The 20,717-nt window shown below is 41.2% G+C and carries 28 protein-coding genes; 24 read left to right on the top strand and 4 right to left on the bottom strand.

The window, feature by feature from the left end:
• Positions 1-16: 16 nt before the first annotated feature.
• From ACYQ3A_RS01515 to ACYQ3A_RS01400, 24 genes are all read left to right on the top strand, one after another.
• Entirely contained in the window at positions 17-2,713 is a 2,697-nt protein-coding gene (locus ACYQ3A_RS01515; RefSeq protein WP_459894972.1) for a transposase, read from the top strand.
• A 13-nt stretch (positions 2,714-2,726) separates the two neighbouring features.
• The gene (locus ACYQ3A_RS01510) at positions 2,727-2,930 is read left to right on the top strand and encodes a hypothetical protein (RefSeq protein ID WP_459894969.1); all 204 of its coding nucleotides are present in this window, start codon (positions 2,727-2,729) and stop codon (positions 2,928-2,930) included.
• Entirely contained in the window at positions 2,923-3,657 is a 735-nt protein-coding gene (locus ACYQ3A_RS01505; RefSeq protein ID WP_459894967.1) for an AAA family ATPase, read from the top strand. Before ACYQ3A_RS01510 ends, ACYQ3A_RS01505 begins: the two co-directional genes overlap by 8 nt.
• A gap of 2 nt (positions 3,658-3,659) precedes the next feature.
• A complete protein-coding gene (locus ACYQ3A_RS01500; protein WP_459894965.1) occupies positions 3,660-4,166 on the top strand; it encodes a winged helix-turn-helix domain-containing protein in 507 nt (168 codons plus the stop codon).
• A complete protein-coding gene (locus ACYQ3A_RS01495; protein WP_163328792.1) occupies positions 4,163-4,414 on the top strand; it encodes a hypothetical protein in 252 nt (83 codons plus the stop codon). The genes ACYQ3A_RS01500 and ACYQ3A_RS01495 overlap by 4 nt, the downstream gene beginning before the upstream one ends.
• A 10-nt stretch (positions 4,415-4,424) precedes the next feature.
• Complete coding sequence (locus ACYQ3A_RS01490; protein WP_459894962.1) at positions 4,425-4,883, top strand: hypothetical protein; 459 nt, start codon at positions 4,425-4,427, stop codon at positions 4,881-4,883.
• On the top strand, positions 4,880-5,224 hold the full coding sequence (locus ACYQ3A_RS01485) for a hypothetical protein (RefSeq protein ID WP_459894959.1): 345 nt from the start codon (positions 4,880-4,882) through the stop codon (positions 5,222-5,224). The genes ACYQ3A_RS01490 and ACYQ3A_RS01485 overlap by 4 nt, the downstream gene beginning before the upstream one ends.
• Positions 5,225-5,237: 13 nt before the next feature.
• Entirely contained in the window at positions 5,238-5,495 is a 258-nt protein-coding gene (locus tag ACYQ3A_RS01480) for a hypothetical protein (protein ID WP_459894956.1), read from the top strand.
• Between the two features lie 12 nt (positions 5,496-5,507).
• Positions 5,508-6,218 (top strand): hypothetical protein, encoded by a 711-nt coding sequence (locus ACYQ3A_RS01475; RefSeq protein ID WP_459894954.1) that lies wholly within the window; start codon positions 5,508-5,510, stop codon positions 6,216-6,218.
• The gene (locus tag ACYQ3A_RS01470) at positions 6,215-6,460 is read left to right on the top strand and encodes a hypothetical protein (RefSeq protein ID WP_459894952.1); all 246 of its coding nucleotides are present in this window, start codon (positions 6,215-6,217) and stop codon (positions 6,458-6,460) included. The genes ACYQ3A_RS01475 and ACYQ3A_RS01470 overlap by 4 nt, the downstream gene beginning before the upstream one ends.
• A 1-nt stretch (position 6,461) precedes the next feature.
• Positions 6,462-6,914 (top strand): hypothetical protein, encoded by a 453-nt coding sequence (locus tag ACYQ3A_RS01465; RefSeq protein ID WP_459894949.1) that lies wholly within the window; start codon positions 6,462-6,464, stop codon positions 6,912-6,914.
• Positions 6,911-7,366 (top strand): hypothetical protein, encoded by a 456-nt coding sequence (locus ACYQ3A_RS01460; RefSeq protein WP_459894946.1) that lies wholly within the window; start codon positions 6,911-6,913, stop codon positions 7,364-7,366. Before ACYQ3A_RS01465 ends, ACYQ3A_RS01460 begins: the two co-directional genes overlap by 4 nt.
• A gap of 2 nt (positions 7,367-7,368) precedes the next feature.
• The gene (locus tag ACYQ3A_RS01455; protein WP_459894944.1) at positions 7,369-7,743 is read left to right on the top strand and encodes a hypothetical protein; all 375 of its coding nucleotides are present in this window, start codon (positions 7,369-7,371) and stop codon (positions 7,741-7,743) included.
• Positions 7,736-7,954 carry a phage protein GemA/Gp16 family protein gene (locus ACYQ3A_RS01450; protein WP_163328814.1) on the top strand — a complete coding sequence of 73 codons (219 nt, stop codon included), beginning with the start codon at positions 7,736-7,738 and terminating at the stop codon, positions 7,952-7,954. The genes ACYQ3A_RS01455 and ACYQ3A_RS01450 overlap by 8 nt, the downstream gene beginning before the upstream one ends.
• On the top strand, positions 7,947-8,147 hold the full coding sequence (locus tag ACYQ3A_RS01445; protein WP_459894941.1) for a hypothetical protein: 201 nt from the start codon (positions 7,947-7,949) through the stop codon (positions 8,145-8,147). Before ACYQ3A_RS01450 ends, ACYQ3A_RS01445 begins: the two co-directional genes overlap by 8 nt.
• Positions 8,137-8,346, top strand: coding sequence for a hypothetical protein (locus tag ACYQ3A_RS01440; protein WP_163328818.1), 210 nt, complete (start codon positions 8,137-8,139; stop codon positions 8,344-8,346). The genes ACYQ3A_RS01445 and ACYQ3A_RS01440 overlap by 11 nt, the downstream gene beginning before the upstream one ends.
• Positions 8,347-8,418: 72 nt before the next feature.
• The gene (locus tag ACYQ3A_RS01435; RefSeq protein WP_459894939.1) at positions 8,419-9,603 is read left to right on the top strand and encodes a phage tail sheath family protein; all 1,185 of its coding nucleotides are present in this window, start codon (positions 8,419-8,421) and stop codon (positions 9,601-9,603) included.
• Positions 9,603-10,094 carry a phage major tail tube protein gene (locus ACYQ3A_RS01430; RefSeq protein WP_459894936.1) on the top strand — a complete coding sequence of 164 codons (492 nt, stop codon included), beginning with the start codon at positions 9,603-9,605 and terminating at the stop codon, positions 10,092-10,094. Before ACYQ3A_RS01435 ends, ACYQ3A_RS01430 begins: the two co-directional genes overlap by 1 nt.
• Positions 10,095-10,105: 11 nt before the next feature.
• Positions 10,106-11,026, top strand: coding sequence for a hypothetical protein (locus tag ACYQ3A_RS01425; RefSeq protein WP_459894934.1), 921 nt, complete (start codon positions 10,106-10,108; stop codon positions 11,024-11,026).
• On the top strand, positions 11,023-11,370 hold the full coding sequence (locus tag ACYQ3A_RS01420; RefSeq protein ID WP_459894929.1) for a head decoration protein: 348 nt from the start codon (positions 11,023-11,025) through the stop codon (positions 11,368-11,370). The genes ACYQ3A_RS01425 and ACYQ3A_RS01420 overlap by 4 nt, the downstream gene beginning before the upstream one ends.
• Positions 11,371-11,380: 10 nt before the next feature.
• A complete protein-coding gene (locus ACYQ3A_RS01415; protein WP_459894926.1) occupies positions 11,381-12,367 on the top strand; it encodes a major capsid protein in 987 nt (328 codons plus the stop codon).
• Between the two features lie 39 nt (positions 12,368-12,406).
• Complete coding sequence (locus ACYQ3A_RS01410) at positions 12,407-12,811, top strand: hypothetical protein (protein ID WP_459894923.1); 405 nt, start codon at positions 12,407-12,409, stop codon at positions 12,809-12,811.
• Complete coding sequence (locus ACYQ3A_RS01405) at positions 12,789-13,985, top strand: phage portal protein family protein (RefSeq protein WP_459894920.1); 1,197 nt, start codon at positions 12,789-12,791, stop codon at positions 13,983-13,985. Before ACYQ3A_RS01410 ends, ACYQ3A_RS01405 begins: the two co-directional genes overlap by 23 nt.
• Positions 13,986-14,167: 182 nt before the next feature.
• A complete protein-coding gene (locus tag ACYQ3A_RS01400; protein WP_459894917.1) occupies positions 14,168-15,508 on the top strand; it encodes a minor capsid protein in 1,341 nt (446 codons plus the stop codon).
• Between the two features lie 301 nt (positions 15,509-15,809).
• On the opposite strand, the gene ACYQ3A_RS01395 is transcribed toward ACYQ3A_RS01400, so the two are convergent.
• From ACYQ3A_RS01395 to ACYQ3A_RS01380, 4 genes are read right to left on the bottom strand one after another with little or no spacing between them, the layout of a single operon-like run.
• Positions 15,810-16,250 carry a conjugal transfer protein TraG N-terminal domain-containing protein gene (locus tag ACYQ3A_RS01395; RefSeq protein ID WP_459894914.1) on the bottom strand — a complete coding sequence of 147 codons (441 nt, stop codon included), beginning with the start codon at positions 16,248-16,250 and terminating at the stop codon, positions 15,810-15,812.
• Positions 16,250-17,713 (bottom strand): conjugal transfer protein TraH, encoded by a 1,464-nt coding sequence (locus ACYQ3A_RS01390; RefSeq protein WP_459894912.1) that lies wholly within the window; start codon positions 17,711-17,713, stop codon positions 16,250-16,252. Before ACYQ3A_RS01390 ends, ACYQ3A_RS01395 begins: the two co-directional genes overlap by 1 nt.
• Entirely contained in the window at positions 17,710-18,660 is a 951-nt protein-coding gene (traF, locus tag ACYQ3A_RS01385; protein ID WP_459894910.1) for a conjugal transfer protein TraF, read from the bottom strand. Before traF ends, ACYQ3A_RS01390 begins: the two co-directional genes overlap by 4 nt.
• Before the next feature lie 8 nt (positions 18,661-18,668).
• Positions 18,669-20,708 carry a type IV secretory system conjugative DNA transfer family protein gene (locus ACYQ3A_RS01380; RefSeq protein ID WP_459894907.1) on the bottom strand — a complete coding sequence of 680 codons (2,040 nt, stop codon included), beginning with the start codon at positions 20,706-20,708 and terminating at the stop codon, positions 18,669-18,671.
• Between the last annotated feature and the right edge of the window lie 9 nt (positions 20,709-20,717).

The raw sequence follows: 20,717 nt of genomic DNA, 5'->3' as shown, positions 1-20,717 counted from the left end.
CTGTGGAGGTTCTCCAATGAAATTGACCGCAGGTGAAATCGCTAAACTGCTCGGCATTTCAAGACCGGCGATTATTAAAAGAGCAAAAGCCGAAAATTGGAAATATGAAGAAGAACCAAACCCAAGAGGCGGAAAGCCACTAAAGAAGTTCATAATTAAGGAATTACCGTCAGACATAAAAGAAAAAATCCAATGTAACCTCAATGTAACCAATGTAACCAATAACAATGTAACCTGCGGTCAAAATCAAAATCCAGCCAAAAATAAAAAATCAGAAATAGCAATTGAAAATCAAAATCTATCCTTAAAAGATGGTAAACATGAAACTGCCGAAAATCAGCCAGAAAAGTTGACACTTTCAACCCAATTTTCAGCCGAAAGCGTCAACCCTTCACAGTTGACACTTTTAAATGTAACTACTCCAGAAAGCGTCAACAAAAGTGTCAACTCAAATGTAACCTTTCAAAATCAAGATATTACCAATGTAACTCAAAAATCCAATGTAACTTCCAATGTAACTAACACGAGTAATCAAGCCAATGTAACCTCCAATGTAACTTTTACTCCCAATGTAACCGAAAGCGTCAACGTTCCAGAGTGGATTCCACTTCCCAAACTTGCTCAGATCCTCCAGTTATCAAAAGAACATGTAAGAAGAAGGGCAGAAAAGGAGAACTGGACATACAGAGAAGTCCCCACCCGTGGCGGTTACCAGAAAGAGTTTCTTGTAGAGAATCTCCCCGAAGAAATTCAGTCAAAAATCCTTGAACACTTTATTGGAGTTCCGGAAGAGTTCATTCCTGCTCATTCGGTTGTAGATACAGAACAGCTCAAAGAGTGGATGAGACTTTTTGAAGTAGCGGAAGAAGAACACAAAAACGAGGCAAGAGCAAGATACAAGCTCGTAAAGGCTTACAAAACTTTCAGGAAAAGAAACAAAGAGCTAAGGGAAACAGAAGCAAAAGAAAGATTTGTAAAGGCATACAACAACGGAAAAATTAACGTCATAGAAGCCTTAGAGGCTGGCATTCACAAACTCACCGTTAAAACCCTCTACCGCTGGATAGCTCTCTTTGAAGAAGGAGGTCTTTACGCCCTTCTCCCTAAACACAAAAACAAGGGAAGAAAAAGAGCCATTACTCCAGAAATGCAGGCTGTTGTCTGGAGCTGTCTCTATAAAGGAATAGAAAGAGGAAAAAGGATTTACGAAACTCTCAGGTTTTACTACAAAGAAGGAAAGCTAAAAGACCATCCACCAAGTTATCAGGCATTTATGAAGTGGTATAAGGAGTTCAGGAAAAAGAACGATGCCATTATCAAATATATCCTCTCTCCTGACGAATGGCGTCAAAGATATATGCCTGCCTATGGCGACCAGAAAGAAGCCTACCGTGCCGAATACTACGGTCAGGTTCTAATGCTTGACTCCACAAAAGCCGACGTGATGTGTAAGTGGAGTGAAAAACAGTCCGACGGCACGGTAGTAGAAAAACAGAAAAGACTCCAGCTAACCTTTCTCATAGACGTTTACAGTAGAGACGTTCGATTTGCCCTTGCAGAGAGAGAAAACTCCTACGTTGTAGTTGATAACCTTCTGAGAAAGTGGCTTTTAGAGGTTGGAGTTCCAGAGAAAATAGTTACAGACAACGGCTCTGTCTATAAATCTGAACACTTCCAGCAGGTCTGTGAAAGATTCAACATAGAGCTTATTTACTGCCCGCCATACCAACCTCAATACAAGGCTTTTGTAGAGCGAGTTTTTGGAACGATAGCAACCCAAGTTTTTGAAGTCCTTCCCGGCTACATTGGACACAACGTAGCAGAAAGGAGAAGGATAGAAGCCAGGAAAAAGTGGGCTAAGAAACTCCTCAGAGACGAAGACTTTGCCCTTGAAATTTACCTATCTCCGGAGGAATTAAGCAAAAAGCTAAACGAATTTATAGAGAAACGTTACCGCAAAGAAAAGCACTCATTTGGAATCGTAGAACAGTTAATTCTCAACTCTCCTAAGAAACCTGCAAAAATTGAGGACGAGAGAGTCCTTGACATACTTCTTGCAAGAGCAGTTAAGCGTAAGCTTACGAACAAGGGAATCAGAATCCATAATACTTACTACTACTCTCAAGAGCTTGCCCTTTACCACCAGCAAAATGGCGACTGCACCGTCTATGTCCGTCAGGATCTATCGGATTACAGGGTTCTCTTCGTCTTTGACGAGAAAGGAAACTTCATTGCAAGAGCTTTTAACCACACTGCTCTTGGAGAAAAAATAAGAGCAGAGGTAATAGCCAAAACACAAAAACGTGTCAGAAAAGAACTCAATAGACAAAAGAAGGAAATTAAAGAGTTCACTAAAAAATTCAGTGCAGATCCTTATGAAGTTCTAATTACTTCATTTGAAAAAGAACCAAACCTAATTGCCTTTGACAAACGCCAGCAGGAAGAGTTTGAAAACAGGGAAGTTGTAAAAGCTAAGGAAATCATTAAGCAAGTGGAAGAAGCCGAAACTTTAGCAAGAGAAACAGCAGACTACCTTGATCCCTTCGAAAGAGCAAGAGTCCTGATAGACCGAATTCAGTCTGGAGAGCCGATAAGCCAGAAAGACTACGAATGGCTCAAAAACTTCTCAAAAGAAGAGAAATACGAGGAATTCGTCAAAATGGAAGTCTTTCCGGCATTTGAGGAACTTGAAAGCCAGATCAAACTTGCATAGAGGAGGTAAAGCCATGCAGGAGCAAAAGACAGTTGACCTAAGGAAAAAAGCCTGCAATTTCTGGCTCAATGTAGCTCTCAGAGAACTTGCAAAAGAGGAGGGCAAGGAAAGCCTTATTGAGCTTGCCCTCACAACAGCCATCAAAATCGCACTTGACGAACCACCGTTTGAAGAACCAACCCATACAAACAAGCAAAAGGAGGTTCGCTATGCGTAAAGACAAATTTGTAGCATCCATAAGCAACGTTACAACGTTCCTTGGGGTAATTGATGCATTGAAGGAGGCATCCCGCCTCCGTAACCCTTCCATAGGAATTATATCAGCTCCATACGGAATTGGAAAAACAGAAACCTGCCTCTGGTATTACACCCAGAACAAGAATGTCGTTTACATGTCCATCAAGGCTTCAATGTCAACAAGAGATTTCTTTGAAGAGCTTCTCTTAGAGCTTGGAGGCACTCCAAAAGGCAACCTTTACAGGATATTCAGCGAAATAGTCTCTCTCTTGAGGCAGGAAGAAGAAAAACCCCTCATTCTCCTTGACGAGTCCAACCGCTTAGTTGAAAAGAAAAGAATGGTTGAAATCCTGCGGGACCTTCACGACGAAGCTAAGGTTCCAATACTCCTCGTGGGTTCTCCTGAATTCCTTCCTCTGGTCAGGAAGTTTGGAGCTTTCCACAGCAGAGTAAGAGTTATTCGCCACCTTGAACCTCTCTCGCTTTCAGATATCAAAAAGATAGCCAGTTCCTGTCTCGAAAAGACATCTCTCTCGCAGGATGCTTTCAAGGTTTTGAAAACCGAAACAGGTGGAAATACAAGACAGGTAATCATTACCCTGGAAGCTCTTGAAAGATATGCAGTGGCAAACAACAAAGAAATCCTTAGCGACGTAGATGTCAAAAGAGTTTTTGTCAAAAACAGAAAGGCTTTTGAGGGGGCTTAGAAATGGCAAGAGTAGCCTTAAAAAAAGGAGAAGCAGCTGAAAGGATCTGGCGGTTTCTGAGGAAAGTAAATGATGTCTTTACTGTTAACGATGTTGCCAGAATAACCGGGGTTTCAAGGTATGTTTGTGGCTATTACTTAAGGTTTCTTGCCCGCGCTGGTTACCTTAGAGTTGTTGGAATCAGAAGTTCAACGAGAGAAAAACTTTACGAAGTGAAAAAGCTAACAGGCTGGAAACCAGTAACTGCTGACCACAATACTTACTGCTTAACAGACTACAACACCGATACTCAGAAAAAAATTCCAAAGGCAACCGGTAAGGAAACTGCACGCTTCAAAATCCTTTCCTACATAGAGAGCCTTGAAGGAGACTTCTCCCCAATAGAAGTTGCTAAGGCAGTTGGAATTAACCCAAAGACAACTGCAAACTTCATCAGGAAACTCTACAAAGAAGGTCTTCTTAAACAAACTTCAAAGCGTCCGAAGGCGAGGTATAGGAGGGTTCAATGAAAGCCAGAGAAGAGATAGCAGACGTTTTGAAACGTATGAGAACCTTTGCAATTGTAGATGTAATCCAAGAAACCTACGACCTGTCAAAAGCTCAAATCAACTGGGAAACAACTGTCAGAAACTACATAAGAGTCCTTGAAAAAAGAGGACACGTCAGAAAAGTAGGCAAAACCAGAAGAAACGGCAGGCTTGTAACACTCTATCAGAGCCTTGTTATGTATGCCCCTGAGGAAGAACTCAAATGGTAAGAGGTGAAAGATGAAAGGCGGGAAGGTAAGAGAAACCGTTGTAATCAGACCGGTTAGATTCACAGATCCAGATGGAGTAACCTACTTCATAACCGCTGGAGGAACAGTCTTTTTAGAGCTTGATACTATCCAAAACCCAAAAACAAAGAAAAAAGAAAGAGAGCAGAAGAGAAAACAACGCAAGATAGCCCACTACGATTTTTACACAAAAACTCTTCGCAAACAAGAAAAAGGTTTTCATGGACTGTTCCAGAAATCTGTGGCTTTTGGTTTCCCCTGGCACCTGTGCAAGTTTCTCCACTCTGAACCTGACTATGGATTGGGAACCCTTGAGGTTGTTTACCAGGGAAGACTCTATCAGGTAGATGTCGAAACGTTTTTCAGAGAAGGCTTCTTCCTTCACTTTAAAGCAAAAGGCATAGAGCTAAGGAGATTTCTGGAAATAACCAAATGGAGGGTGGTGGGATGAGAACTCTGGGCAATGCAGGAAATACTGGAGGAGAACGGGATAGAAGCTTGAACTCTTTTCAGGAGGTAACCATGTTCAAGGCGACTCTGGCGAATCCAGAACAATGTCCAAATCCAGCCAAATTAGTTGAAATCGAGCTTCTTCCCCACGAAGGAGGAGTGATTCTCGGAAGTGAGAAGAGACCGAGCATCAAAGAGTTCATTCGCTGGCTCGGTAAAGCTGGAGTGAAGAAAGAAATAGATGAAAACACAGATGGGACGGTTGATTTCAAGTTCTACACAAGGGTAATGGGCAAAAGAGCCACATGGAGATTAAGGAAAGTTTACAGGCTAAAACCTTGATTAGGGGGTAACCGTGCCAATAGCACGTAAGGACTACATCTGCTTTCTGTGTGAAGAACCGATAGAGAAAGGAGAACTCTACGTGAGATTGAAAGTGCAGACCTATTCAAAAAAGGAAGGCAAAGTTGGACTTGCAGACATCTGTCTCCACGACGGTTGCTACTACGATGATTGTTTCAGGGAAAACCAAATCATCTGGGAGAAACTAAACGACGACCCTGACGATGACAGGATAATAATTGACATAGTGAAAGCACCTGTAAGGATATGAAAAGGAGGCATGGTGAGTAAAAAACTCAAGTATATCCGTAAGATTGGGGAACTTTCCCCTTACCACGATTGTGAGCTTTGTAAAGTGGAGCTTTGTAAAGTGGAACTATGGGATTTTTCCCATGCTAACAAATGCCACGAAGCAAGAATTGAAGCGGTCACTACCGTTGCTTCTATTAGTTACGGTGAAGATGTGGAAGATCCTGAAAAATTCTGGAACTTGCTTATAGAAAAAGGAGACGAAACTCCTTTTAAGTTTGTGAAAATTGCAAGATGGGGAGAGATAGATATTACCGATTTACTTGATAACTATTTCCCCAATGATTTTAGCGTAGAAGAAGAGGAAATAGGTTATTTGAAAAGTAGCATTGCCACATTCAAGCTTAAGATTCCCATTTTTGTTGCCTACCAGATTCAACATCCTTCGTTTTCCTATATGAAAAAAGTAGATGAACCTTACGCAACTTTCTGGGTGCAAGGTGACCATGAAGCATGGTTGGACTTTTTCATCTATCATCTGCACCCGGAAAGACGAGAAGAAACCCGCCTTGTTGCAAAAGCTATGTGGACTCTTTTGAGAAGACATCAACCAGGAATTATCACAAGAATAGCCTGGTATCTTAAAAACGAATGGACGCAAGATTGCAATCCAATTTTCACTCCTGCAAGGAAAAAGAAAGCAAAGTGGTTTAGGGAAAGTTTCCTCAAGGAGGTGCTGGCATGAAAGTATTAGTTCCACTTCACAGCGACCCTGCAATAGGTGAAAAGATAACTCTCTACGAGAACGGAAAAGAGAGAACCTACCTGGTGGCAAAGAAAGTGCCTAACAACTCTGAAGTTCTCTACATCCTGCCGGACGATTTCCCTGTCTGCATGGTCAAGGTTCTTTTTGGAGCGGAGGCAAGGATAGAAGAACCACCTAAAAGAAGAAAGAAGTGGCAAACAAAAATCACTGTGGAGGTATGAGATGGAAGTGAAGGAAATTAGCTACGGAACAGAGAGAACCCCTAAAAGGAGGGAAGAGGTGGCTTATTGTGATGAAGGAGTCAGGAAACTTTTAGAAAAAACACCGACCCCTGAAGGGATCGGCAGAGTAGAACAACAACAAATAAACCTGACTGACCTAATTAATGAGTATGAACAACTTGAAGCTCAAATTCAAGAGCTAAACGACAGAAAACAACAAATCAGAGGAATCATCTACGGAGAGCTTGTAACCCAGAACGTTGAAGAAACTTCAGTTATTACAGGGAGTGGAACAAAGTTTGTTCTCCGAATCCAGAAAACCCGTAGAGAAAGGGTTGATGTAAAGCTCCTTCGAGCAGACTTAGGAGAGAAAGCAGAAAAGTATATCACCGTCACTGAGTCTGAATTTCTATCAATCAGACCTGCTAAAAAGAATCAGAAGGAGTTGAGATGAAGTTCCTCAGAATTAATGCTATGAGGCTTCTTGAACTTAAACTTAACTCTTTAAAGGAATGTTTAAATCCAACAAGTGGAATCAGAAAAATTACAGGAGGTGGAAAGATGAAGGGTTTCGAAACACTTGAAGAGGCTGTAAAAGTTTGTAACGACAATCCTGAACAGAAGTTTACAAAGCTTGGAGAAGCAGAGAGGAACGGGAAGAAATACCACCTTGTTCTCACTCCCGTTACAAACGGAGAATACTTCGTAGAAGTTTACGTTGAAACAGAAGAGGGATTCGTTCCCTACAAACACTACCTTCCGCAAGAAGTGACAATGGCTCTCATCTATTGGGAGGAGAAAGGAATAGAAAGACTGGAAGATGAAAAGTGGAAAGATTACGAACTGAAAAAGCTCGAAGAAGAAAACAAATGGATAACTGAAATTCAAGACGATGAGGAGGAGTAATCATGGACAACAAAGCTATTGTCGAAAGACTAAAGCAACTTGGACTCCAGAAGGACATTCACTGGGTAATCCTGGAGGAAAACGGCAAACCCTATGTTACCCTTGACGGACTTCTCTATCTATCTCAGAACCATCCTGAACCCCAGAAAAGAACGAAAAGTATAGATGCAGAAGTTCTTGATCCGAAACTTCCAATTGTGAAGGTAACAGTAACTCTTAACGATGGTTCTACCTTTTCTGGACTTGGCTCAGCATCAGATGGAGAAGATACAGAAAGAAAAATTGAGCTTGCCGAAGGAAGAGCCACATCCAGGGCTTTAAGAAAAGCTTATGCCCTTGGAGTTCCCGTAAAAGAGCCAGAGGAGAGCAATGCCTGATAGAAAAAACCTGGCAAAGATTCATATTGCCAAAAGAGAACTTGGACTTTCAGATACCGAATACAGACGGATACTCCGCCTATGTTTCGGAGTCTCAACCTCAAAAGATTTGAGGGAGGAGGAGGCTACCGACCTCCTCTCCCTCCTCCGGGACATGGGATGGAAACCCGGAAACACAAGAAAACGGAAAGGGAGAGTGGAAAATGATTGATACCGAGAGAATTTTATCCAAACTCAACGGAGCAGAAAGAGACGTCTGTATAGGTCTTGAAATCATCATCAGAAGCCACTGTCGGCTTGACATGGCGGAAGAATCCTTAATTAGAGCGAAAAATGCCATTGTTGAAGCTAAGGAGCTTCTCATTGAGGCACAGAAGTTTCTGGAGGTGAAAGGTGAAAGTTAAATTCAAAGTTAAATTCATTCCAGAATCCATTTTTAGACGAAGATACGGAGTACCTCCATCAACTTTTTTCCGAAAAAAGAAGAGACTCACAGTTTTTTCGGTTAAGTTAAAACAAAGATTTGTTTTAGTCAGGGAAACCAGAGAAGGGAATATCGAACCCGTTCACATAGACGAATTGAAAGGATATCGTCTGCCTTGAAGTGGTAACCTTACCACCTGCCATCTTCCTTTGCTCTATACTGAAAAAAACCTGTGTTGCGAGGAAAGGGAGATGGCAGAGTTCTTGCACGGAGTAAAGGTCAAAGAAAAACTAAAAGGCGTAATCCCCTTTGTAGAAGTTCCATCTGCAATAATAGGTCTTGTAGGAACTTCTCCACTGGGAAAGAAAGATGAAATTTTTGTAGTAAGAAATTGGGACGAAGCCCTTGAAACTTTCGGAGAACCTAACTCAAACTCAACAATTCACAAAGCCTTAAGAGCCTACTTTGACCACAAAGATTGCACCTGTTTAGTGGTAAGCGTTGGAGAAAATCCTGAAGAGACCGCCGACACAGATGTAACCGAAGGACTACAACTTTTTGAAAAAGCGAAAAGCACCTTCGGATTCTTTCCGAAAATTCTTGACGTTCCCGGCTTTTCCGATAAAACCACCGTAGCTCAAGCTATGTCTGCTTTAGCAGACAAGATAAGAGCTGTAGCTTTCATCAACGCACCCGCCGATGCCTCCCCAGAAGAGGCACTTAGCTTTAAAAACAACTTCTCTTCAAAGAGAACTTACTGTCTCTATCCGAGAGTTAAAGTCCTTGACCCCGCAACGGGGAATGTAATTTACGACTGGCTTTCAAGTAGAGCTGCCGGTTTGACAGTCAAAACAGACTTTGAAAAAGGTTTCCAGGTTTCTCCATCAAACAAAGAACTTAAAGGAGTCGTAGGACTTGAAAGAATCCTGACCTACGTTCCAAACGATCCATCAAGCGAACTTCAATACATAAACAGTCAAGGAATAATCTCCGTCAAAAGAGATAGAGACGGCTTTAGACTTTTCGGAAACTGTTCAACAGCTTTTCCAGCCCATACCCATCCGGCAGAAGTTTTTATAAACTGGGTAAGGGTTTCAGACATTCTTGACGAAACCATTGAAGACAACCTCGTTCAAACCCTTGACGAAAACATCATAGACAACCCCAATGACCCTACAACCTCAATCGTTTACAGAATAAGGGAATCCGTTGACGATATCCTAAATACCTGGAAAGCAAAAGGAATAATCATCTCTGGAAGTGCCGAAGTTCCTCTTGAACTTAACACTCCCTCAGAACTTGCCCTCGGTCAGGTTCACTACCGCATAAACGACTTTGCCGTTTCCTCACCGCTTCAGGGAATCACGATTGAAAGGGTAGCCAACTCCGACGCAATAGCAGAAGTGTTCCAAAAGCTATTTGGAGGTAACCAGTAATGGGAAACAGAATTATCTCCTTTGACCAAAATAAAGCTTGGGTTAACGGCAATGAGTTTTTCGGACTTGTAGAAGAAGGAAGCGTAGAAGCCAAAAGAAAGATGCTTGATTACGACGGTTTTGCCTTACCTGCGGGCGTTAAAGTTCCGGGAGGAAAGTTAGAGCCGATAACTGCAAAGCTTAAAGTAAAAGTCAACGACCCACTGGTTTTGAGGGAACTCAACAAAAACAGGGGATTCATACAGCTAAAGCTAAAGGGAAGAGCCACCGTTTACACCTCCACTCAAGGTGTAGTTGAAGACCAAGACGTTTCTACACGAATTAACGGCTTTTTAGAAGAAGTTCCCACTCCCGATTACAAAAACGGGAACGAAATCTCCAGCATGGAACTAACGATTCACGTTCACTTCCTTGAAGTAGCAGTTAACGGAACTGTGGTTCTTAAAGTTGACACAACGAGTGGAGAAGTAGTTCCGAGAGACCTTATCTAAGGGGTGAATGAATGGTTAAGCAAGGCGTCATAATCGTTTGTGAAGGTATAAAAAGAAACGGGCTCGTGGTAACAGAAGAAATCATAGACCAAGTAGTAGAGACCTTTTCTTCCCTTAACTACAAGCCCCCGATAGTTCTTGGGCACATAAACCAGTATAAAGACGGAGACCCGGCAGCTGGACGGGTTCTCGCTTTAAGAAAAGTAGAACACAACGGAAAAGCCTGTATCTCCGCAGACCTCCTTATAGCCCCATGGATAGAGCGGAGCGTTGAGTCCGGTGAATACGATGGGTTCAGCGTAGGTATTTACGTGGACCCAGAAAGCGGCAAATACTACCTCCACCACTTGGCTCTTCTTGGAGCAGTTCCGCCGGCAGACCAGTCTGCAGGGCTTTCCGCTGGAGAAGTGAAACTCTCTGTAAAGCCAGAAGACCTGATAATCCTTGACTTTCAAGGAATGAAACTTTCAACCTGCTGTGAAGGAGGAGAAAAGATGGACGTTAAAGCGATTGTCACCGCACTCGTTGCAAGTGAAGAGTTTAAAAAGGAGCTTGCCAAGGCGGCACAGGAAGCCGTCAAAGTAACCCTTTCGGCTTCCCAAGAAAAACACCAAAAAGAGCCAAACGAACTTGAAAGACTCTACAAGGAAGAGAAGATAGGGAGAATCAAAGAGATTGCTCTATCCGTTGGAATGAGTGAGGAGGGTGTAAAAGCCCTTGAAACCTTAGGTAAGTTATTCAAGCCCGTAATTGAGCTGTCAAGCGGAGAAAAACTCTCTCCCTTTGACCTTCTTGAAAAAGCTTTAAAAGAGATAAAGCCACCAGACAAAGACCTCTTAAAGCCTATAACCCTCTCAGCTTCAGAGCAAAAAGAAACCGACATCTTTGACCCGTCAATCGCCAAAGTCTTTACCGTAGGAGGTGAAAGATGAATGGAAAGATTGCTACATACGCAACCCAAGAGGTTACAGTAGTAGCAGAAGTTCCCCATAAACCTGTAATCCTCACAAAGCAGCTCAAAGCCGACCAGGGCGTTTTAGAAGCCGGAAGCGTAATAGCAGAAGATGCGGACGGCAATCTCGTCCTATACGACCCTTCAAACACAGACCACAAGGTAGTTGGCGTTCTAACGGGAACTGTTGACACGAGCAAAAACGTTAATGCCCTCGTCCTCGTTCACGGAGTTGTAAACGGCAGATTCCTTAAAACAGTTTCCGGCGAAGCAGATGAAGCCACCATAAAAGCCCTTGAAGAAAAAACGATTTGGACGATTTAGGAGGTAAGAGATGGGATTTCAGATTGACCTTTCAAAGTTTTTAACCCCTGCAAAGGTTAAGGATTACATCAAACGTTCCCCTGTCAATCCGAGAGTTTTCACAAAAGAACTCTACTCAAAAGACGTTGATACACATCCCTCTCCCGTTTACAGCATGGCTGAAATTCAAGAGGTTACCGGGAACGTTCCTCTCGTTGTGAGAGGCGGTGAACCCGTAAACGTTGCCGGAGATAAGCTTGCCTTTAGCTTGATTGAACCGCAACCGATTGACATTACAGACACTCTGAGTGCCGTTGACGTTATGAACATGATGGCTCTCGGAGACGTTGCGATTGAAAAGCTGATACAGGAGAAAGTCAACAAGTTCAGAAGGATTGTCCTTAACACCGTAGAAGCCCTTGCGATAGACTCCCTTGACGGGAAAATCAACTACAAGATGAAAGTTCAAGGAGGCTACGACACCTTTGAGGTTAACTTTGGAAAAACAAAGAGGAAGGATGCCTCCGCAAAACCTGAAAAGCTTTCTGAGTTTTACAAGCTATTAACCGCTATGAAGCTGGAGCTCCAAAAGGACGGCTACGGTAACAACGTAGTTACTTATGCCGGCGTGGACGTCTACGGACTTCTCCTTGACCTTTCAAACAACTACACAGGAAAAGCCATAAGGCTTGAAATGGCAAACGGTGGAATCATGGTAGGCGATGTTCTCGTTAAACCCGTTAACTCTGTCTATACCGACCCCCAAACAAAAGCCGTTGTGAAGGCAGTTCCTGACGACCAGATGGTGATGATAGACCTTGACGCACCATTCAGACTCAGATATCTCGCAATAGACGACTTAAGAGCTTTAAAACAGGCAAGAACCGCAAGCGCAATAGCTACTCCTCTCTTTGTAACCTATAACGACAAAGGCAAGAACATAGAACTTGAAGCCCAGAGTAAACCTTTTGTCATTCCTGTTCCGCAAGCCATTTGCTGGAGCAAAGTAATCGTATAACTTCCGGGGGCTTCCCGCCCCCAGTTTTAAGGAGCTCCCATGACGGTAGAGGAACTTAAAAGCCTTATTACCGTAGAAGAGGTAAAAAGTTACGTACCCAAAGACATTTTAGAGAGCATAACCTTTAGCAGTGAGTCTTTTACTGTTGACGATTCCGTCATAGAAAGAGCTATCAACATTGCCGCTCAAAAGCTTTTTCTAAAACTTAGAAAATGCGGAAAATCAGAACTTACAAGTGACGAAAAAGAGATTGCAAAACTTTACTTGCTAAAGGACGCCATTTACCAGCTTTATGCAATGAATGAAACGGAAAACATCTCAACAGACAAACTTCAAGAAGCGCGACAAATCTTAAAAGATTGGCTCGGAGACTGCGGAAACGAAGAGCCAAAAAAGATTACTACCATCAAGGTGGTTCGCTATGAAAGAAAATCCCCTTTCTGATAAAAAAGTTAGCAATATAAGGTCTTTAACAAAAAAGCTAAACATTGGCGACGTTCTTTTTGTGAAAAACTTCATAGAAGCACCTGTCAAACTATTTGAGAAGCCTGCAACCGAAGAGTACTTTGACCTTATAGAATACATGCTACTTGATTATCAGATAGAGACAGCCCTTGAAACAAGAAAAGCAGCAGTTCTCTCCATTCCCCACTTTTTTGACGGAGATGAAAACGCTGTTGATGTTGTAAAGAAAGCACTTGAAGATATTGACTTTGAACAGGATTTAAAACTCTTTTTAGACTTTCTACCCTACGGCTGTTATTTCTTCATAGTAAACTGGAAGCTTGAAAATGGCTTCTACAAAGTTTCTTCAATAGACCCAGCCCACCCAAGGTATTTCGCCTTTGATAGGACTACTGGAAAACCTGTCTTAAAAACGCTTTTGGGTTATAAACTTTTGCCAGACCGCCGTATTCTCTACTTCCGCAGAAACCCGACGCCCGAAAACCCGTGGGGACAGAGCATTTTAAGAGCATGCTATCCTATGTGGAAGCTAAAGTATGAAACGATTTACCAGCTCTACCTATACCAAGACAAATTTGCAAACCCTCCCGTTGCGGCAATAAAGAAGGAAGGAGACATCCCGGAAGATAAGATAGAACAGCTAACGAAAGACTTGGCACAACTTCAAAGTGGAGCTTCTGCCTTCTTCCAAGGGGTAGATGAGGTTATTACAATAAACCCCGGTAACACATCAGATTTCTGGACAACAATAGAGAAGTGTGATGCCGCAATTTCCAAGGCTATAACAAAACAGACTCTTACGATGAACAATGCAGAAGTGGGAGCTTACAGCCTCGGTAAGATTCATCAGGAGACCTTAGAATCCGTTGCCATACTTGATGCCCAATATCTTGCCCGTAAACTCAACATTACTCTAATAAAGTGGATACTTGAACTCAATAAAGTAAAAGGAGAATGCAAACTCAAATTTGAAATTCCTAACGAAGCAGACCTCAAAGATATTTTTGAAGCGATAGACAAAGGACTAAAAGTTCCAGCAAGTTACCTATACCGTCGCCTTAACATCCCCGAGCCTAAGGAAGGAGAAGAGGTTATAACTACTATCCCACAACCTATTTCTCTCTCAGGAGGTAAGCCCGTAAATTTTTTTTAAGTAACGAAGAGAAAAGCCCTCTGGAAATCCAGGGGGAACTTGTAGATAACTTCCTCTCCATAGTCAATGAAATCAAAAAAGAAAATACCGACTTTCTAACAAAAATCCTTAAAGAAAGGCTTGAAAATCCACATATCAAGGAAAAAGAAATTCAAACATTTACCGATTTTCTCCACATAGTTATGACCCTTTCCTTTCTCCTTGGACACTACCACGGAGCAAAACTTACAGGAGAAATAAAGCTATCAGACCACTTCACTCTTCCCTACAAAGAAGCAATTACTTACCTTCGCTCAATGATTCCAATGACAAGAGAGGAATTTAACGAGCTTAGTGATCACCTTAAATTCAGAGCTTTCACAATCGCCTATGTTTCTTCTGAAGACCTTATCAACAAACTAAAAACCATCTACGAAAAAGGACTAAAAGAAGGGAAAACAAAAGCCGAAGTTCTTCAAGAAGTTAAAAAACTCCTACCAGACCTTACCTCTGCACACTTATCTACTCACTATAACACAAATGTAATGACAGCCTACAATGCAGGTAAGCAGAGCTATTTCAGGAATAGCAAGTCCGTTCACTATCTTATGTATAACGCCATCCTCGATGGACACACCACAAAACTCTGCAGGAAACTCCATGGGACCATAAAACCGAAAGACGATCCGTTCTGGGACAGGTTTTACCCACCTAACCACTACAACTGCAGAAGTACCGTTTACCCTGTCCACCGAGGTGAACTCGGAAAGAAGTTTACCACCGTTGAGTTTACAAAAGATGGAAAGCTCCGTAAAAGAGAAATTGTTTTAAAGCCCTCAAAGCTAACTGGTAAATTCAAAGACCCACAGATTCTCAAAGAACACCAGTTTAAAGGAAATCCAGAAAAAGCAATCTACGAAATTCCAGACTCATTAATAGACAGAGCCTTAAACTACGGCATCTTAGAAGACCTAATAGAAACGGCAAAAGGTATATTCCAAGAACTTACTGAAGAGAAGCTTAAACAAGCCTTTGGATTTACTCAGCCTAAGACCCGTGAATTTATGAACTGGATAAAGAAAATAATAAAAAGCGATTGGAAACCTAAGGGAGAACTTAAAAATGTTGGTTGGATAGAAAAGGAAATACGAGAACTTGTAGAAAAGCTGACAGGATTTAGAATTAAAACTCCAGTGATAACTGTAAACGACAAAGGAATTCTCCACATGATAAGAAATGCTAAAAGTAGCCGAGGAGCAGCCATTTCCGTTAAGGATCTCTATCGGATACCTAAAACCCTTAATTCTCCAGAAGCGATACTTCTTGATACAAAAGATAAATCCGGAAAACCTGCTCTCCTTTTTGTGAAAAGTGTTCCTGGTAAAAAAGCTAAGTTTGTAGTTAAACTGGAGACTCCTGTAAAGATTAAGGTAGAAGGAAGGCGAAAAAAGATATTGGTCAATCTACTCAAAACTGCAGGACTCGTGGAAATTTCCGACTTAAAGCATTCTCGCTATCAACTGCTAAAAGGAAAGCTGGAATAAAGCGGTGGTGGGAGGACGCCCACCCCCTCCATAGATGCCACTCCTAAAAGGAGTGCCACCAGCCAGCCAGGGCGACTTTCTGGCTTTCACCACCGCTTACTAATGAAATTTAACCTGAATTTGACAGGATTCAACTATTAGCATAGCCTAACAAATTTCTCAACTTTTTCTTGAAAAGTAAAGAAATAAATGAGAAATTTCCGAGAACAGCCAAAAATTTCTCATCTTTTTCTTGATTTTTCCTTTTACACCTTTTTACGTTTCCTTACGCCTTCTTACGTTTTTCTCATTTTTTTCTTTATCATTTCTCATCTTTTTCTTTACTCCAGACAAAGGCATATCCAGAGTTAGTAAATTTCAGGTCATCAGGAAGCGAAAAAAATTGGTCAAATTTTTTAGCAAGGTTTTTTTGAATAGATGTGAAAAAGGAAGCAAAAGCCCCAAGTCCCCAGGGAACATTTTCTACAAGAGTTTGAGTATTTTTAATTTCATCTCTCACAATAACATCTACTCTCGGAGTGTAAAGAATTCCTACAATTAAAACACCTGCGATCCAGGTCTTCCACGGAATTGAAAAGTTGTTTCCCTCCCAAAGTGCATGCCAAAAAGAAACGAAAAGGCTCAGAGTAATAACAAGAGTAATCAGTCCTTTATAGCCAACATCATCCATAACTCCTTTAACAGCCATAATTATTTGTGTAAGAACATCTCCGTTTCCAAATGTGAAAACTTCCCAGGCCATTACTGCCCCCTCTCCATCCTAAGCTGGAACAAATAGTTATGCAGGAGATTGTGCTGTTTTAAAGCTCTATAAAGAGCAAGCTTTAGTTCAAGTTGTTTCTGGAGAAACGAACCATACTCAGATCTTACTTTGTGGAGTTCATCTGTGTATCTCTTATACGCTTCTCTTTTGAGTTCATCCATTCTGTTTTTCAGTTCTTCAAAGTAAGGTTTTGCTGCTTCTGGTAGAACCAGCTTACTGACCTGATTCTGATAGTTATCGAGAAGTATTTTTGCAAGCTGGGTTATCTTTGAAAAAGAGAGATAAGCTACCTGTAAAGCTACAACATTTGTAAGTTTACTTAATGTTTCTTGATAAATATCATCTTGATCAAGAACAATTGAACTTTTCAAAAACGAAATTATTGGAATATCTATGTTGTTTATCAAACTAATTTCTTCATCGCTGAGAGAAGTTCCTGTACATCCAGACGGTGGAACTGCTTCTCTTCCAAGAGATAGCTTCATCTTATAGCCTATGCAATCTATCTTGTTTTTTATTCTTTCGGTAAATGACTCTCCAGAAAACGGTTGACAGTCAAAAGGCTCTCCAGTCGTTTCATTGATATTTTTAACCCAGTAACTACCCTCAAGAAGCCTGTCAAGAAGTTCTTTTGCATCAGCAGTTGCTTGAGGACATGCATTAATACGTGTTGGTGATGAAGTATTTTCTTCTGCTGCTTGAGTTTCATACCAATCCCCAACTAAGGCTCTAACAAACGGCTCTAAATAGGTATATGCCCCAGCTTTCTCAAAGGCGTTATGAAGAAGAGAAGGCTGGAAGGAAAAGGTAGCCTCAACATCTCCACCATCATACAAAGCAGAATATCTGTTTATGAAGCTTCTGGTCTCATTGTTAAAGTTTTCAATAGCATCAGAAATCGCTGAAAAGAACCCATCACTTTCTCCTCCCGATTGCTTTTTGGAACTTATCCATCCAAGTTTTTGACCAACATATCCTGCCAACGCTTTTGCAGTCTGACACTGATTCAAATTCATTTGGTTTATCTGGTTAGCAAGGTTATCCAACGAATCAAGAATGTTTTTACAATCTTTACAGAGTGTTCCCAGGGCAAGCTCAAATGCAAAGGCAGGAGCAACCTGAAGAATTTGCTGGAGCTTTTGAACAAGGTAGTCAAAGTTCAGGTATGAAAAACCACCCATGATTATGTCTATCCCACCGCAACCTGCTTTGAGTTGTGGCGGAGTAAAGGAAAAAGGCTGGATATTTTCATTCGGAAACCTTATAGAAGCAGAACCACCTATGAAGTAACCCCTTTCCTGTCCCTGATAGGCATGAGGAGTTATGGTGGTCAGGCTTTCCATCGTGTCTTCCATAAATTCGAGCATATTTCCAGCTGGAGCTGAACTTGTTGATAGAAAAACCACACTCAATATCCCTGCTATTTTCTTCTTCCACTTCATTTCTTACCCCTCAAAACAATGTCTTTTTCTTTTTGAAGTTCCTCATCATCAAAGAGACTGTTGATTTCCCACTTCCCTGTTTTGAAATAACGAAGATAAAGGAAAATTCTCTTGAAAAGCCTTTCTTCTGTAACGAGTCCAGAGGCTATCTTGGCAAATTTTGGCTGATTGTTCTCATCCCTGTAAACGAGAACAATTGTTGGAGTTGTCTCAACTCTAAACCTGTCAAACATTACAGGATTGATTGAACAGTTGGGGAAAGAAGGAATACAAGCATTGTTGGTAACTGTCTTAACAGCTATACCGTAATCTGCCGAGAGAAATTTCAAGATTTTTGATTGCTCTTCGCAAAAGGAACATCCAGCAGAGGCAAAAAAGTAGAGTCCAATGTTATCTGCATTGAGTTTTATGTATCTTTTCATTCGTTCTTCTTTTTCAAGAGAAGCTTTTCTCCAGCTCCATGATGTAGTTCCTGAAACACGGTTCATGTCGTATTCTGGATGCTGGAGGATATAGTTCTGATAGGCATAGGCAAAATTGAGGGATTTCTGCCTCATAAAATCTGTCAGATAGACAACAGCTCCTATGTTTTGTTCCGTTGGATTCATTACAGCAATGCCTTTAACTCTTTCATAGAGCTTTCTGAAATCTTCTGCGGTTAGGTTATTGAGATACTTAGGCTTCAAAACTTTAGGATTAACTACAAGTTTCTTTTCAGGTTTTTTCTTTTTCTTTTCCTCTTTCTTGGGATCTTCAAACCAGAACCAGCCTCTTTTTGAATCATCGTAGTAAGTTTTAACCTTTTCAGCATAGGCAGTTGAATTTACCAGAATCAGCAGAACAGCGATTATTTTCCATTTTAAGCAATTTCTTCCCTTTTTAAGCATGTAACCTTTCTTTTCTCTTTGAACTCTTTTCAAAAGCCAAATCCTTGCACGAGGAAGCATCTTTTACCTCAATTCATAGGATTTATTTCGTCAAAAGAGGAGGAAATTACATCTGCAACAGCTTGCTCCTCTACATAAGAATCGTTAGCAGGTTCTTCAAATGGATTAATGACTGCCTGTTCTATTTCCTGCTCAACCTGTTTGAGTTTTCTCTCCCTTTCTTCTGGTGAATCGTTTATCGTTACAGCTCCTTCCACTTCTCCAAACTCTTCTGTAAATCTCCTGAGAAGCCTTAAACCTTCTTCACTATCCCACTCATCTCCACGCTTTTTAACAGGGATATAGTCTTCAAGCCTTCCTTTCATGTTTCTTGCAAAGAAAAAGGCTTTTCCTTTTACTCCCCATAAAGGAGTCCCTCTAACAGCAAGAAGCCCCTCTCCTACTTTCATTGCTTTGATTTCTTCTGGTCTTACAACGTAGTCATACTTTTCAGTTGTTAGTTCTGTCCAATGTGGAAAAAGCCAGCTAACAGGTGAGAAGACAGGGTTTTCTCCGGACTGCCCTTTTGTTTTGAACTTCTTTAGCTCCTGTCCTAAGAATTCAGAGTAGTATTTGGCTGTTTTATCATCGCCAGCTCCAAGAAGGAGTTTTACACGGCAGTTGTTGAAAATGTTGTCAAACATACCTTTCTGAATTCTCTCAAACTGGTCTATGGATTGATGGGCAACTACAACTCCTATCCCTGCACCACGAGCCATCTCGAAAACCTGCTGAAATTCCGGAGGAAGAACCTGAGGAGCTTCATCTATAACGACTATGTCAGGCATGTTTTTGACTATGTTGTTGGCATACTTGTAGGCAGCATAAGCCTGTAAGTCCATAAGGACCATTTTTCCAACGTCAAGGGACTCTCCAGAAGGGAAGTTCAAAGCCCTTAAAGAGAAGTAGATAACCTTTCCTTCCTGAAATGCATCTGAGATAACAATATCTGGAGTGTAGCTATTAAGGAGATTTGGATCCGAGAATCCAAAAGCATAAAGAGATAAATGTTGCTGGAGTCCTCTCAAATAGTTCTTATATTGAGGATTGCTTGCAACATCCTGAATTATGCTCTTTAACCAGAGTTTGGATAACTCATCCTTATCCTTACCGGATAGCTCCTGAGAGTAAGTTTCAAGGAGATAATCTATAGAACCAGAAATATATCTACCCTTATCGTCCCTTTTTCCAATCAAATATGCAAGGATAGCGTAAAGGTCAATGAAATTTGCCATCTTCCCTGTTTTGGGAAGAATAGAGAGAAGTCTTGCCATAGCTCTGGTAAATTCGCTCTGAACCTTTTCATAAAAGGTTGCAGAACCGCCAGCTTTCGGCATTGTTGCTATGATTAAAGAAGCCATGTGCTGCATATTTCCCGTTTTCATTCCCATATAAAACGGGTTGTAAGTGTTAGAAATTGCAGGTTTTACAGGATCCCAGAAAAGGAAATCATCAGGAAATCTTCCCTGATCCTGAAGGTAAGCTATGTGAGCCATTATGTACTCGTTATCTCCTTTAGGCTCAACTTCCAGAAGTCCTAATCCTTTATCCATTGCCTGCTGGGATAGTGGACCAAGCTGGGATTTTGTTTTTCCAGAACCAGAAGGAGCAAGAATGTGCATGTGTTCATTAATCCATTTCGCTGCTATTTCGGTATGAGGTTTGTAAAAAACTTTGAACCTGTCAGTTACTTTTTTCACATAGCCTATAGGTTTTGAATACTTGGCTTTACTGAGAATGTATTGAAGAAGTTTCCTGGAAATCTGGAAGTAAAAACCAAGATAAAGTAAAAGGATAAGAACCGAAAGAAAAATTGCCGTATGCCAGGGAAATATAGCTAATGAAAGTATAATCAAAGGAACAGCAAAAATAAGGAGAGAAATGACCATCAGGTAAGCCCTAAGAGTATTTCTACCTTCGCTCTGTTGTTGAGTAATCTTTTTGAGGTAATTCCTCAACTTTCTTATCAATAGAATAAGGTAAAACAGGAAAAGGAAAAACGGAATGGAAAGAGCAAGAGGCAGAATAATTTGATTATTGTAAATAGCAAGTAAGTCTATTAACTGCATAATCTCTCC

Source organism: Desulfurobacterium crinifex (assembly GCF_054656775.1).
The sequence above is the reverse complement of the archived record's forward strand: the minus strand, read 5'-3'. Positions and strand labels throughout refer to the sequence as shown.